Source organism: Myxococcales bacterium, from assembly GCA_016699535.1.
Classification (GTDB): Bacteria; Myxococcota_A; Polyangia; order Polyangiales.
In genome coordinates this window covers 3967777-3982197 of record CP064980.1, presented here as the reverse complement: position 1 = coordinate 3982197, position 14421 = coordinate 3967777, and the positions used below count along the sequence as shown (strand labels likewise).

Annotated in this window: 12 protein-coding genes and 1 tRNA gene; 5 read left to right on the top strand and 8 right to left on the bottom strand. The window is 48.2% G+C overall.

What is annotated here, in order from left to right:
* Positions 1-17 precede the first annotated feature (17 nt).
* The 3 genes from IPJ88_18775 (at position 18) to IPJ88_18765 (ending at position 4628) form a co-directional block, all read left to right on the top strand.
* Positions 18-1673 carry a 2,3-bisphosphoglycerate-independent phosphoglycerate mutase gene (locus tag IPJ88_18775; GenBank protein QQR90154.1) on the top strand — a complete coding sequence of 552 codons (1656 nt, stop codon included), beginning with the start codon at positions 18-20 and terminating at the stop codon, positions 1671-1673.
* 19 nt (positions 1674-1692) lie between these two features.
* Entirely contained in the window at positions 1693-3057 is a 1365-nt protein-coding gene (locus tag IPJ88_18770) for an insulinase family protein (GenBank protein QQR90153.1), read from the top strand.
* Between the two features lie 200 nt (positions 3058-3257).
* Positions 3258-4628: an insulinase family protein gene (locus IPJ88_18765; protein ID QQR90152.1), complete on the top strand. Its 1371-nt coding sequence runs from the start codon at positions 3258-3260 to the stop codon at positions 4626-4628.
* Here IPJ88_18765 and IPJ88_18760 read toward each other — a convergent pair.
* From IPJ88_18760 to IPJ88_18735, 6 genes are all read right to left on the bottom strand, one after another.
* A complete protein-coding gene (locus IPJ88_18760; protein QQR90151.1) occupies positions 4625-5371 on the bottom strand; it encodes a sulfite exporter TauE/SafE family protein in 747 nt (248 codons plus the stop codon). The genes IPJ88_18765 and IPJ88_18760 overlap by 4 nt on opposite strands.
* A 7-nt stretch (positions 5372-5378) precedes the next feature.
* Positions 5379-5987: a hypothetical protein gene (locus IPJ88_18755; GenBank protein QQR90150.1), complete on the bottom strand. Its 609-nt coding sequence runs from the start codon at positions 5985-5987 to the stop codon at positions 5379-5381.
* 54 nt (positions 5988-6041) lie between these two features.
* Complete coding sequence (gene argS, locus IPJ88_18750) at positions 6042-6974, bottom strand: arginine--tRNA ligase (GenBank protein ID QQR90149.1); 933 nt, start codon at positions 6972-6974, stop codon at positions 6042-6044.
* Positions 6947-7759, bottom strand: coding sequence for an arginine--tRNA ligase (gene argS, locus IPJ88_18745; GenBank protein QQR90148.1), 813 nt, complete (start codon positions 7757-7759; stop codon positions 6947-6949). Before argS (IPJ88_18745) ends, argS (IPJ88_18750) begins: the two co-directional genes overlap by 28 nt.
* 87 nt (positions 7760-7846) lie before the next feature.
* Positions 7847-8026 (bottom strand): hypothetical protein, encoded by a 180-nt coding sequence (locus IPJ88_18740; GenBank protein ID QQR90147.1) that lies wholly within the window; start codon positions 8024-8026, stop codon positions 7847-7849.
* A gap of 326 nt (positions 8027-8352) precedes the next feature.
* Positions 8353-9039, bottom strand: coding sequence for a transglycosylase SLT domain-containing protein (locus IPJ88_18735; protein ID QQR90146.1), 687 nt, complete (start codon positions 9037-9039; stop codon positions 8353-8355).
* Positions 9040-9271: 232 nt separating this feature from the next.
* Here IPJ88_18735 and IPJ88_18730 point away from each other — a divergent pair, with 232 nt between their 5' ends.
* The gene (locus tag IPJ88_18730; protein QQR90145.1) at positions 9272-10264 is read left to right on the top strand and encodes a methyltransferase domain-containing protein; all 993 of its coding nucleotides are present in this window, start codon (positions 9272-9274) and stop codon (positions 10262-10264) included.
* A gap of 48 nt (positions 10265-10312) precedes the next feature.
* Entirely contained in the window at positions 10313-11632 is a 1320-nt protein-coding gene (locus IPJ88_18725) for an adenosylhomocysteinase (GenBank protein ID QQR90144.1), read from the top strand.
* A gap of 59 nt (positions 11633-11691) precedes the next feature.
* Here IPJ88_18725 and IPJ88_18720 read toward each other — a convergent pair.
* Together IPJ88_18720 and IPJ88_18715 are read right to left on the bottom strand one after the other, a co-directional pair.
* Positions 11692-11763 (bottom strand) — tRNA-Gly (locus IPJ88_18720).
* Positions 11764-12002: 239 nt separating this feature from the next.
* Positions 12003-14270 (bottom strand): tetratricopeptide repeat protein, encoded by a 2268-nt coding sequence (locus IPJ88_18715; protein QQR90143.1) that lies wholly within the window; start codon positions 14268-14270, stop codon positions 12003-12005.
* Positions 14271-14421 lie beyond the last annotated feature (151 nt).

Here is a 14421-nt window from a genome sequence, read left to right as displayed (position 1 = left end):
AGGAGTAAAAGCGCTTCATGACTGAATGGGAGCTAAAAAAACATCCAACATTTTCTGGGGTAGCTGGACCTGTCCTGATTTGCATCATGGACGGGGTAGGCTTAGCCCCAGCCAATCCCGGCAATGCGTTTTCAATCGCACGCACGCCGACGCTTGATCGCTTAGCGCAGGGGACCTTGCGTACCGAACTTAATGCTCATGGCACCGCGGTCGGCATGCCGAGCGATGAAGACATGGGCAACAGTGAGGTTGGCCACAATGCCATGGGCGCCGGACGGATTTTTTCACAGGGCGCTAAGTTGGCTGCCGAAGCAATTGCGCAGGGCGTCATCTACGAAGGGAAAACCTGGAAAGCTTTGATTGAGCAAAGCAAGAAAAGCAATGCGACTTTGCATTTTCTCGGTCTACTTTCCGATGGAAATGTGCACAGTCATATTGCTCATCTTGAGGCGATGTTGGAGCAAGCCGCTAAGGAAAAGGTGCCTCGTGTTCGGATTCATGTCTTGTTGGATGGCCGTGATGTGCCGGATCGAAGTGCGCTAGAATACGTCGATCGGTTGGAAACACTGGTAGCGACCATCAACCAAACATCCACACTCGACTATCGGATTGCATCGGGAGGGGGACGCATGGTGACTACCATGGACCGCTACAACGCAAACTGGCAGGTCGTGAAACAGGGATGGGATGCTCACGTTCTTGGCAAAGCAGAATGTTTTCGCTCTGCATCCGATGCGATTAAGGCTTTTCGCGAAAAATCACCGGAGATTTCCGATCAACAACTTCCGGCTTTTGCGATTTGCGACGAGAGTGGAAAGCCCATTGGTCCGGTCGAAACGAACGATGCTGTTATTATGTTTAACTTTCGTGGTGATCGCGCTATTGAAATTAGTCGTGCATTTACCGAAGATTCTTTCAGCGAGTTTGACCGAGAACGCTTTCCCAAAACAATGTATGCGGGCATGGTGCAATACGATGGCGATTTGGAGATCCCTCCTCACTATCTTGTGGAGCCACCCGCTATTTCTCGTACGTCGGGTGAGTATTTTGCGCGCAATCAAATCACTCAACTTGCGGTGAGTGAAACTCAGAAATTTGGTCACGTCACTTATTTCTGGAACGGAAACCGTAGTGGGATGTTTGATGCTGCTTATGAGACATACGTCGAAGTCCCAAGCGATCTTAGACCTTTTGAGCAACGACCTTGGATGAAGGCTGCTGAAATCACCGATGCAGTTATTGACGAAATGCGCGGCAAATCATTTCGCCACGTGCGAATGAACCTTGCAAATGGCGATATGGTTGGTCACACAGGAGAACTAGAACCCGCCATTGTCTCCATGGAAGCAGTGGATCTTCAGATAGCGCGTCTCTGCAAAGAGATCGAAGCAATGAATGGCGCAATTATTGTTACAGCCGATCACGGTAACGTTGAAGAGATGTTTGAAGTCAACAAAAAAACAGGCAAAGTAAAATTGAATGAAGAGGGTCGTCCTATTGGTAAGACAAGCCACACCCTTAATCCCGTTCCCTTTTATGTATGGACAAAAGCCAAAGATTTAAAGATGAATCCCGATGTCAAACATCCTGGTCTTGCAAATATTGCAGCGACACTCATGCATTTGCTTGGATACCAGGCCCCCGAGGACTACTGTGAGTCGTTATTACGCTAGCTTATGTTTCGTTATGCTTATGTTGTCGCCGTCCTTAGGGCGAGCAGACGCTAAAGCGACGGTGCATGAGCTATTAGGCCTGCCTTTTGGGGCCCATGAAATGCGGCTCGAAAATGACATGCGTGTGGTATGCGTTCCTTGGAGGAGGCAGCAAGCGCTTTCCTTCTACACGCTAGTCACTGTTGGATCGCGCAACGAAACAGATCCCGGAAAAAGTGGTTTTGCTCATCTCTTCGAGCATATGATGTTTCGAGGCAGCAAACGTTTCCCCGCGGAACGTTACGAAGGCATCATGCAAAGCATTGGCGCCGACAACAATGCTTACACCACCCGGGACTACACACTGTACACGGTTTCGGTGAGCAAAGAGCAATTGGATACCTTGCTCGAGATCGAAGCCGATCGTTTCCAGTACTTGCACTACGCGCCAAGCGCATTCAAAACGGAGACAGGCGCTGTTTTGGGAGAATACCACACCGCGTCATCAGATCCTTGGCAGACACTTTGGGAGAAGCTGAGCGAGATTAGTTATAGTAAACACCCTTATCAACATACGACTCTAGGCTATGTGGATGATATCAAAGCAATGCCTGGGCTTTATGACTATTCCTTAGAATTTTTTCAAACGCATTACCTTCCGAGAAACACTGTTGTGCTTGTCGTGGGCGATATCGATCCTGCTCAATGGTTTTCGAAAATACAAAAGCACTACCTTGGCTGGAAAAATCCTTCTGTCGAGAACAACTTGCGCCAAATTGTACCAGAAACGCCGCCCCCACGAGGACAGACAACATCTGTAAACTGGCCAAACGAGAAAACCAATCGTGTGCTTATCGGTTATCGGGTGCCAGGGTTTTTTAAGAGCCCAAGCGCGACCTCGGCCGATCGTCATTCCATTCGTGAGCTTGCTGCGCTTGAGGTGCTTCGCATTTTGTTGTTTGGTCCACAATCGAGTTTGGTGCAAGAGCTAGTCATCGATCAGCAAAAACTTCTAGCGCTGGAGAGCTGGGGGGATTTCATGAGTCGCGATGCGGGTCTTTTTGTAATTGAGGCGGAGTTTTCCCCTGATAGCTTCTCTTTCGACGAGCTTGATACCCGCATTCAAAGGCAGATTGACGCGCTTCAGCTTAGCCCACCATCCTCGATACAGATCAGTCGCATCGTATCTCATCTACTTAATCAAAAAGCGCTTAGCATGCAGCGTCCTGGTGATCTGGCTGAGGAACTCGCCTCGTTTATGGCTCGAACAGGAACGCTCGAAGGTCGAAATCGTTTTATGCAAGCTTTGCAGCGAACTACAGCGAAGCATGTGAAAGAAGTAGCTCGTCGCTACCTGAGCCCGTCAAGAAGATTTCAAGCCCAACTCTCAAACGAGACAAAATGAAATCATCGAACTATTTGATTAGCTGTTTTGCGGTATTGCTTGTTCATTGCGGATCCAGCCAGATCCCGGGAGCAACGGTTTCATTGGATCATTCGGCTGGCATCTCAACTATCAGTCAAAGCGAGCTTCTTTCAGAAGCGGCTCAAATGCCGTGGCTTGTCGTGAAGGCAAACGATCAGAACACCATCGAGTTTCGCTTTGTGTTTTCCTTTGGTTCCGCTGCAGACCCTATAGGAAAGTTTGGACTAACCGAACTCAGCGCGCGATTGATGGCTGAGGGCGGGGCCGGTAAGAGTAGTTATGAAGAGATCGTAAAGAAACTTTTCCCGTATGCAGCAAAGGTGGAATGGCAAATTGATCGTGAACAAATTGCCTTTGTGCTTCGCTTACCAAGTGAGGGCGTAGGCGTAGGCTATGCGATCTTGCTTGATCTTCTGAAATCTCCCCAGTTCCAAACAAATGACTTTGAGCGCGTGAAGATGCAGATGCTTTCCAATTTGCAATCGGAGCTTAAGGGAAGTGACGAGGAGAGCCTTGGCAAAGAACTGCTTCAAGCTTTCCTGTACGAGAAACATCCTTACGGCCATCCTAGTGTTGGGCATGTTAAAGATTTGAAAAATATAACGATAGATGATGTCAAAGCACATTATTCAAGATGGTTTTGCAGCAATAATCTGACAGTGGGGTTGACTGGATCGATTCCCTCGACACTCTTACGCCATGTGCGAGAAGATTTTACCTCATGGAACACAAAGTCTTGCCAAGGCTTAGGTCAACGTCCTTTGCAAAGAAACAGCGGCCGCCGGATAATTCTTGTCGAAAAGCCTGATGCCAAGGCGATTGCTGTTTCAATGGGTTTTACGCTTCCGATTACACGTGCCCATCCGGACTTTGCGAGCCTTAAGCTTGCGAGTTCCTACCTGGGCGAACATCGGCAATTTGTCGGTAGTTTGATGCAAGCTGTTCGCGAAAAGCGCGGACTTAACTACGGAGACTATGCTTACGCGGAGCATTTTGAACAACAAAGCTGGACTCGCTTTGCAAAATCCCATCTTGGAAGACATCAACAATATTTTTCAGTTTGGCTTCGGCCGTTGGATCCCAAGCGTGCGGTGTTTGCTGTTCGACTTGCAGTAAGGGAACTGGAGCGACTCACCTCTCAAGGTCTCAATGAACAAGAAGTACAACGGATGAAACATTTTCTTGTCAATTACTATGCTTTGTTCTCTCAAAGCGCTTCGGAAAAACTTGCTCAGGCACTGGATGCTAAGTTTTATGCTATGGAAGAAAACATCTATTCGTCTTTGATCAGACAATGGAAAGCGCTTGGGAAACAAGAAATTAATAAAAATATTAAAAAATATTTTGATTTGAAAAATTTACAAATTGTTATGATAGTTCCAAAAGCAGCGCCGGTTATTCAGGAACTATTAGCAGCATCACAACAAAGCCCAAGTTATCCGGGAGCTCAGCCTAAGAGCCTCCTTCAGGAAGACGTGGCAATAAGGAATTTCTCTCTAAATATCTCAAAAGAAGATATCCGTGTATTGGGTCTTGATGCTGTCTTCTAAGTTAAAGCGCGCCACAAAAGGTTGGCTGCACTTGCCAAGACCGTGATAGTGAGCACCACGCGTATAAGTTTCTCACCACGCTTTACGCTTGCATGGGCCCCTAGAACGCCGCCTATCGCAGTGCTAAGGGCAAGTAAAAGACCCCGCCCGAAATCAATTTGGGCATCAAAGAAGAAAAAGGTCACAAGCGCCCATAGGGTGAGGACCATAATAATGCTCACCTTGATGGCGTTGGCTTGAATTAGATTCATCCGGGTGGCGTAAGCAAGATAGAAAAGAATGATAAGACCTGCCGCTGCTTGGATAAAGCCAGCATAAAAACCTATAGCTAAAAACACGAAAGCCGTAGGCCAGTTGAAAGGGAGGTCGGTGTGACTTCCGTCATTGTTTCGCTTTTTTATAAAGTTTAACGGAAGCATGAAAAGCATGACGATGGCGATGCAGACTTGAAAAACTTCTTTTGAAAAGCGTGTTGCAGCATAAGCTCCCAATATGCCGCCAACGCATGATGGAAAAAGGATCCAAAGTTGCTTTTTCTGAATTGCGATGCCATGCCGTTTGTAGGTTATGCTTGTTGCGATGGTTTGAAACAGTACTGAAATTCGGTTGGTGGCATTTGCAGCATTGGCGTCAAGGCCTGTGAAAATTAGTGCGGGTAGAGTAAGCAAAGAACCCGCCCCTGCCATCGCGTTGATGTATCCGGCGAAAACACCAGCGATGCAAAGGAGAAGGTATTCAAACATGGTTTAGCTAGACAAATAGAGAAGGGCGAAGCTTGATGCCAAGAATATCTGCCAGTTTTTTTGCGTTGCTTTTACTTAACTCTGGAATACGTGCCTCGACGATGCTTCGGGTGCTGGCGTGAGGCTCTCCTTTGAGAGCCGGAAGCAAGGACTCAGCCCAGCACAGTAATTGTTTATCATTCGCGTTTTCCATAAGCTTATGGAAGGTCTTTTCAAGTTTGCGCTGGTACGTTATCGATGCGGTGCACAGCGTAATGTATATCTGCACAATACCTTCTTGAACCGTCGATGGAGATGTTTCAAAAGCGCTCTGCAATAGAGCTAAATGTTTGGCGACCTTGGCTGGTGCACTTCGGGCCAGTTCTGGAAGCCTAACGAGAGCCATGCTGGAGGCTTTACGGTTTTTGCCTAGTAGAGCTTTTACAAGAGCATCTGCGATGGATGCACCGAGTTCAATCTTCTTAGCAAGCACGAGATCTAGTATTTCAGCGGCATGATTTATTTTTGCAGTCGATGAGACGATAAGGTCGTCTGCCAGACTCTTCATCGCTACTTTGTCGCCGCTTTCTACAATCTGCTCCGCTATCGCCTCACATGAGCCATCTTTTTGCTCCATACGAGCAGTTTAGCATCATTTTTGGGGAGGTGCAGGGAAATAGCGCCTTGTTTTCTACATGCGTTCGATGACGTCGATGCCCAATATTGCCAAACCTTTTTCCAATTGCGAAGCGCATAGCTTTGCAAGCAATAGTCGACTCTGTCGTGTCTGCTCGTCTGCTTTGAGAACAGGACAGTGCTGGTAGAAATGGCTAAAGAGTCTAGCGAGAGCATACAGATGGTCGCAGAGGATATGAGGAAGACGATTTTCGGTGGCTTGATGAATGCACTCATCAAAACGCAGCAACTGCTTTGCCAAATTAATTTCAGATTCATCACTTAGAGTGAGTGTTTGTGATTCAAAACTCTTGAAATCGATGTCGCCTTTCCTAAATATCGATCGAATACGCGCGTATGCGTATTGTAAGTAGGGACCGGAATTTCCTTTAAAGGAGATCATTTTGTCCCAGTCAAACTGGTAATCGCTTTGCCTGTTTTGGTGAAGGTCCGCGTATTTAACGGCCCCGATTCCAACCGCTCGCTTGACGGTCTCAATGGCTTCGGCGCTAACGTCGAGGCCCTCTTCACGGATGCGTTGCTCGGCGCGCAGCTCTGCCTCATCAAGAAGGGAAGCAAGCGTTACGACGGTTCCTTCTCGCGTTTTCAGAGGTCGACCATCCTGTCCGAGGACGGCCCCAAAATCCATAACCTGAAGTTCAACGGGTATACCGAGTTTGGCTGTGATGTATGCTATCTGCGTAAAGTGCAGAATCTGCCGTTTATCGACGACGTAGATTGCTTTGGTGGTGTTGTAGTGTTTGTATCGGTGAACAACGGTCGCAATATCCGTGGTCGCATACAAAAAAGCGCCATCGCTCTTACGTACAATCATCGGCGTACCCAGCTTTTTGAGCTTTGGATTGTCTTCAAAAAAGACACAAATCGCGTTTTGATCTTCACTTGCGATGCCTTTGTCAATCAGGTCATCGACCAGCCCAGCAAGCATAGTATGGTAGGTGCTTTCCCCAGCCACAAATCGAAGCTCACGCCTAAACGATCGTAGATACGATCGAGTTCAGTGCGTGTAATCTCAACAAAACGTTGCCATATCTTTAGATTCTCGCTGTCTCCAGCTTGGAGCTTAGCCAGCTCGGCACGTGCTTGTGCGGCAAACTCGGTATCGTTTTTGCCTCGGTCATTGGCCTGCTTGTAGAGCGCTTCCAGTTCTTCAATATTTAAATCGTTCAGATCTTCGTCGTCTCTAAACTCTCGCAGCCCAGCAATGAGTAGCCCAAACTGTGTTCCCCAGTCGCCGAGGTGATTGTCACCGAGAACCTCGTGGCCTACGCAACGAAGCAAGCGAATGATGGCTGCACCAAGGATCGTTGAACGTAGGTGTCCAACATGCATTTGTTTTGCAACGTTAGGACCGGAAAAATCAACAACAATGTGCTCGGGGTTTTGCGTCTTACTAATACCTATTTCAGGATCCGCCTGTGTGCCCAAAAGTTCTTTTGCTAGCCAGTCTGCATCGAGACGAAGGTTGATAAAGCCGGGTCCCGCGACGGTGGCTTCGGCCACCATCTGCAGATCGCAAATTGGATCGAGGACCGAAGGGGCGAGTTCACGGGCTGTTTTTCCTAGCCGCTTAGCCAACGGCAAAAGGCCGTTGGCCTGATAATCCCCAAAGCGGGTATCGGTGGCGGGTCGAATAAGGGCATCAGCATCAACATTGAAGTTGATGCTGAATATTTCCGAGAGTTTCTCACTTAGAAGCTTTTCAATCCGCACGGTGTATTCTCGCTTTTAAAAACAACAGCCCCGAGCAGATAGTCTACTCGGGGCTGAGTCTAGGCATAAATCCTACAACAAGGTGACTTAGTTAGCGTCACCTACGTCGCTGTCGCCAGTGACGTTGCCATCGCCAACAGTGGAATCCGTTGTGGTATCCGTGGCGACATCGACACTCGCATCTGTGGAAGTGGTGTCATCATCACACGCACTAACCCAGCCAAGAGCACATACTAATAAAGAAAGAACAAACAATTTACGAATCATTACCAACCTCCGAGGGGAAGTACTTAGACAATCACAGTGATTGGCCGGAGTATAAGCACGTTCTAATGGATTTGGCGAGTAAAATTACCTGGTTTTTTAGCAATGCGTTGGTGAAATCAAACAAAAGCGCGGTTATTGTGTTGTAATTATTATGTTATTTAGTATGAAATTTTTTTCATTAAAATAAGGTTGAAGATCGCCAGCTAGGCGGTGGCAGTGGCCCTCAACGGATAGCAAGCAAAGGAGCGTTTCGCTCCCTGAAGCTACCGTTATTCCGTCTTCAAGTGCACGGAAAAACCCGATGAGCCCATGCCCAGCAACGAATACTAGTTCGTTGAGGCCGAGTTTTTCTGCATGCGTGAAGCCTGCATAGGCAAAAAAGCACTTCGTTTTGGCTTGGTAGCTGGCAGCCCAACGCTCTTGCGCAATTGGTCCCGTTGATCAATCACGCGACGCGCATAGTCTGGATTTCCGCCGCAACGACCGGTGTTGTATGAGCCCAGAGCGGCGTTAAGATCGCCATCGCAGAAGCGAACGGAGCGCGACAGCAGATCAGCGGCACGCTGGACGAGCTCTCGCTGACAGGCTCCAGCTTGTTTTTTGCAGATTTTTCGATAACGCTCGTCTTTAACAAAGCGAATACGGCGGCCCCATGGGCTTTGTGGATGCATTTGAAGCAAGCCACGCTCGCCAACCGACCCTTTGGCAAAGGGATCAAGACCGCTTTCTCTAAAAGCCATGGCTGCCAGAAGCCATGGGTCTAGATCGAAACGCTTGCCAGCTTCAACGAAATACTGAGCAAAAGCTTCCATCCGAGCGCCGCAGCCTTTTTGTGCCGAACGGCAGTGCCTTACAAAAATGGGCTTTGCGCTGGTTTGGCTGTGATTCAAAGTGACAGCGCTTTGAATCGCACGGGTGAGAAGATTGAGTGATGGCTCCTCGGCGCTCACACTTGCAGCCAGACTAAGAATCACAACGATAGAAATAATTTTAAGATATTTTGCATGGGACAACCCCTGAGCTTCTGTTCAACCTGATGTGCTGCGTTGTACTACCTGAATTTTCCTGACTCGCCACCCCCGAACCGAATTTTTTACAAAGCCAGACAAAAAGCCCGGATTGCCAAAATTGGCAGTAATTGATAAATTAAATGACAGTTTTGGCAATTTTTTATGAAATTAATGCCATTTCATGTAAAGCTAAATTAATATTGCATATATGTGAATATAAGCATATATAATTAGAATGGAGCCAAATGAGGCCTCAGCAGGGGTGGAACGTTGCCGTATGTACCGCTCGCTTAGTGATCCCATGCGGCAGAAAATCCTGGCACTCGCCGAGCAGGAAGAGCTTTCCATTGGTGAACTCGGCTTTCTATTAAGTGCAGCTCAACCCAAGGTGTCGCGACAGGTTTCCGCGCTTCGCTTGGCCGGCCTTCTGGCCGTTCGTAAGGAAGGCACACGCGTTTGGGTTCAGAGTTCGGCCACCAATCATGTTGATACGCTGGTAGCTGATGCGACTGCGAACGGTATGCGCATGGCCAAAGACGAAGGGTTGCTTGAACGGATTGCCGAAGTACTCAAGCAACGTGATCAGCAAACAAAGCACTACTTTACTGCCACTGCGACTTCCGCGCAGTTTGAATACCTTCCTCTCGAACTTCCTGCATACCTATTTGCTTTAAAACCAGTGATGGCTGCGTGCATTGAAACTGCCCTGGATGTCGGTACGGGCGATGGCGCCGTGCTCGATGCTCTGGCCCCGCTCTATAATAGGGTAATTGGCCTGGATCGGGCGGCTGAGCAGCTTAAATTTGCCGAAGCACGCGTGCAAACTCGGGGCTACACCAATGTGGAGCTACTGCGCAGCGAGTATGAAATTACAGAGTTAAAAAGTGTTTTGCCTGATTTTTCGGGTGTTGATTTAGTGATTGCTGCTCGATTGTTGCATCACGCGCCTCGCCCGGCCCATGCCATGCGCGAGCTTGGCAAACTTCTGCGAGCAGGGGGACACCTTATAATAGTGGACTACCGGCAGCACCACGACGAGCAAATGCGGGAGTTGCAAGCGGACACGTGGCTTGGCTTTAAGGCCGAGGATCTAAGGAAGTGGGCGCTCGATGCTGGATTGAGCAAGGTAGAGATCCGTTCGATACCGAAGCGCTTTTGTGGTAAGGGCCGAGACGCGAAACTTGGCTGGCAAGTGCTTCACGCTGAGGCGAAAGAAAAAATTGAATGAAAACGCGGCATATGGCCGACGTGACTCTAGGATCGGGAGAAAGAAAGCATGACAGAAAAGCAGAATTATAAAGTAGCGGATATTTCACTAGCAGACTGGGGTCGCAAAGAAATTGCGATTGCAGAGACCGAAATGCCTGGTTTGATGGCGCTGCGCAAAGAGTACGGAAGCAAAAAGCCGCTAAAAGGCGCACGTATTGCAGGTTGTTTGCATATGACCGTGCAGACCGCCGTTCTAATTGAAACCCTTACCGAGCTAGGGGCAGAAGTGACCTGGACAAGCTGCAACATCTATTCAACCCAAGATCATGCAGCAGCTGCCATTGCCAAAACAGGTGTGCCCGTCTTTGCTTGGAAAGGTGAGACCGAGGAAGAATACGAGTGGTGCATCGAGCAGCAGCTCAAGGCTTTCAAAGACAATAAGGGAGCAAACCTTATTCTCGATGATGGCGGCGATCTGACTAAAATTGTCCATGACAACCATGCACATTTGTTTGAGGGCAGTGATGCGATCCGTGGTCTCTCGGAAGAGACAACGACGGGCGTGCATCGTCTCTATGAAATGGCCAAAAAGGGTACGCTCAAGACAGCGGCTATCAATGTTAACGATTCGGTGACCAAATCCAAGTTCGACAACCTTTATGGATGTCGTGAGTCCTTGGTGGACGGCATCAAGCGCGCTACGGATGTGATGTTAGCGGGCAAGGTCGCGGTGGTCGCCGGTTATGGTGACGTTGGCAAGGGCTGTGCCCAAGCCATGCGCGGTTTTGGTGCGCGTGTTGTAGTGACCGAGATCGACCCCATCTGTGCGCTTCAAGCGGCTATGGAAGGTTACGATGTGATGACCATGGACGAGGCCGCTGCCAAAGGCGATATTTTCGTGACCGCCACCGGTTGCTGCGATGTCATTACTTCGGAGCATCTCAAGCAGATGAAAAACGAAGCCATCGTTTGCAACATCGGTCATTTTGACTCGGAGATCCAAATCAGCTGGCTTGAAAACAATCCAGAAATCAAAGAAGAAAACATCAAACCACAAGTCGATCACTTCATCTTCCCTGATGGAAAACGCATCACGGTGCTAGCACGCGGTCGTTTGGTGAACTTGGGTTGTGCAACAGGTCATCCAAGTTTTGTGATGTCCAATTCCTTTACCAACCAGGTATTGGCGCAGATTGCATTGTTCACCGAGCCAAAGAACTATGAAAAAGGTAAAGTCTATGTATTGCCTAAGTACCTTGATGAAAAAGTAGCTGAACTTCATCTAGGAAAGATTGGTGCGAAACTTACCAAGCTTAGCGCAAAGCAGGCTGAGTATCTTGGTATTCCAGTCGAAGGCCCCTTCAAGCCTGAGCACTATCGTTACTAAACGATTAGTGGACTGAAATAAAAAACCACCCCGTTAGTTTGGGGTGGTTTTTTATTTTGAGCGGGCAATCGGATTCGAACCGACGACCTGCAGCTTGGGAAGCTGCCACTCTACCACTGAGTTATGCCCGCACTTGTGTCTTTTAAACCTGAGTTAGGGATAAGGAAATGCGAATATAACGCAGGATTTTGTTTTTTTTGCAAGGCACACCGATGCAGGAAACCCACTTGGGTCATTCAAGAAGGCCGAACGCAGCAAAAAGGCCTAAAACAAGTGAGATTTGCGGTTCCTTATTCCTAACGCAGGTTTTTAGTCTTCTCCCTGCGTAAGCGTCGAGCACTAATAAGGCTATTTTCCGTATGCCTTATGACTATTTAGCGGCCTGCGAGAGTGCTTGGGCTTTTTTCTCAGCGTCTCGGTGAGTTTTGTCGCGCTTAACCACTTCTTGGAAGAAATAAGCAGCTTCGCTTAAATCTCCCAGTGTTTCATAGGCGAGGCCTAGTTCATAATATAAGCCGAGCTCTTCTTCTTTCGTTTTGTTTTCAGCATGCAGTCCGCGTTTAAAGTTCTTTATGGCCTCTGTGAGTTGCCCTTTTTCTTTGAAACAAATACCAATCATGGTTGAGGCATTGCATTCACGCTGTGGACTGTTCAGACAGACGCGGAATTCTTCGATAGCATCATCAAGGAGGCCCATTTCTTTATAAGCGATGCCTAAATCAAAATGGGTTTCAGTATCTTCATCGTTCAGCTGTGCTTTGACCCCTTGCTTGAATTGCCTGAAGACGTTTTCAACATCAAGGACATCGCCACCCTCATCAAGATCTTCTTGACTGATTTCCTCTGCGAGTTTCTCAGCCAACAAGAAACTCTGATCGGTATCGTCAATAGTGATAATAGGTTCGTCACGGCTTTCACTAAGTAAGCTATCCACTTCTCGGAGTTTGGAAAGCACCAAAGGATGTCCAGGGTGTACCGTTAGTATCTCATTGAGCGCTTGTTTTGTTTCGCTGAGTAGACCCTGAACCAAGAAAAACTCGGCTTCATCCAAGGCTTGTTCGACGCGTAGACTCGCGTTTTCTGGTGCGACTGGCTTTGGATTTGGAGCAAGATTGCGCACCGGAATAGCTTCAAATTCTTGAGGTGACATCGGTCTTAGTGTTCCAACTGGTGGTTGCGGAACTTTTGCGGCAGGAGCTGCTGGAGATTTTGCGGCGCTTGCTGCTTTGATGACTTGAGCTGTGTGCTCGCGCACAACTTCTTGTTGGGTGCGGCCTGTGCCTTCGTCCGAATCCGGAAACGTTGGTTGAAGTTGAGCGCTCGAGCCGAGCGTTCTTGCATGTTCGTGGTACTCGCGCGCTTTGGCAGGTTGTGAGCTTCCATAAAGAGTCGCCAAAGCCAAAAGTTGTTCTTTGGCTTCGTTGTTTTTTCCGCTCGCTAAGTAGATGTCTTTTAGTTTTTCTCGCGTTTCAATGTGCTCTGGGGCGATGGTGAGTATTTTTGTCAGTTGTTTGGTGACTTCCTTTTGCAAGCCATAACTTTCATAGACTTTACACTCTGTAAGTAACCTAGCAATTTTTGCCTCGCGTGCAACTTCAGGAGGAAGACTCGACGACGGAGCATCCGATATAGGCTGCAATTCGTTATCGTCGATAAGTTCTACATCCTCGACTTCAACAAGCTCAGCTTCCGTGACCGGAGGCTCAATGCTCGGAACGGGAGCACCCGAAAGTGTTCCTGGCGCATAGGCTGCAAGCGCTTGTCTTACATCATCGTCGTTAGGGCTTAGTTCGAGTATCTTTTTTAATACTGCAGCGTGTTCGCGTGCACGATTGGCTTCTTTTTCAAGACGTGCGATTTCTTTGTATACAGAAATTGCCTTGGGAATCTGTTGCAGTTGTTGGAAGGCATCGGCTAACAGCTCGAGCACCGCGATATTATGCGGTTCTTTACTGAAGCAAATTTGAAGTTTGGTCAGTGCGAGTTTCGGGTTTTTCCGTTTGAGGTATAGGGCTGCTATTTCTTTAGCTAAAGCAGTATCGTCGCTGCGATGGTATAGTAAACGTTCACATACTTTAATGTAGTCGTCTGTTCGGTTCTGTTCCTTGAGTAGTTGAGCTCCGGCTTCGAACTGCTCTGCTGCAGCCATAGTGCTCCCGTGTTGAGACAGAGCCTCAGCATACTTGATACGAACGGGGACATTGGTTGGATCTAAATCAACCATCATTGCCAGGGCGGAAAGCCCTTGACTGTATTCAGTACGCTCAAAGTGCAAAGCCGCAATGTGCTCGTAAGTACTCAAGGCATCGCTGACGAGTGCAAGTTGCTTGTAGGTTTCTGCCAAGCGCATCGCAATATCAATGCGAGACGGATCAAGCTTGAGAATTTGTTTGTACACGGCAATGGCTTTTAGAAAAAAACCTTGCCTGGCGTATTGTTCAGCTACGCGGCTATAGACGTTGCTCGCCTCACTGAGATCGCCTTTGCGGGAATGCAAATCACCGACGCGCAGAAGGGTACGGATATCCCGTGGATCGGACGCGATAATCTTCTGGTACTCGGCGATAGCTTTATCGTAAAAGCCTTTCGATGCGTGTTTCTGAGCAGCCTCAAGTATCTTCGTCCGGTCGTGTTTCACAATTTCTTCGTGCGCGCAGATCTCGAAGTAAGAGAGTTCTTTTCTCTCATCGCGGCGCCAATTCCTTAGTTTTGCTTGTTTTGTCTATAGTTTACGGGTTTCGCTTCTAAAGGGTCAAGACTTCCGACGGCCTTACGTTCGCACGCCTGAG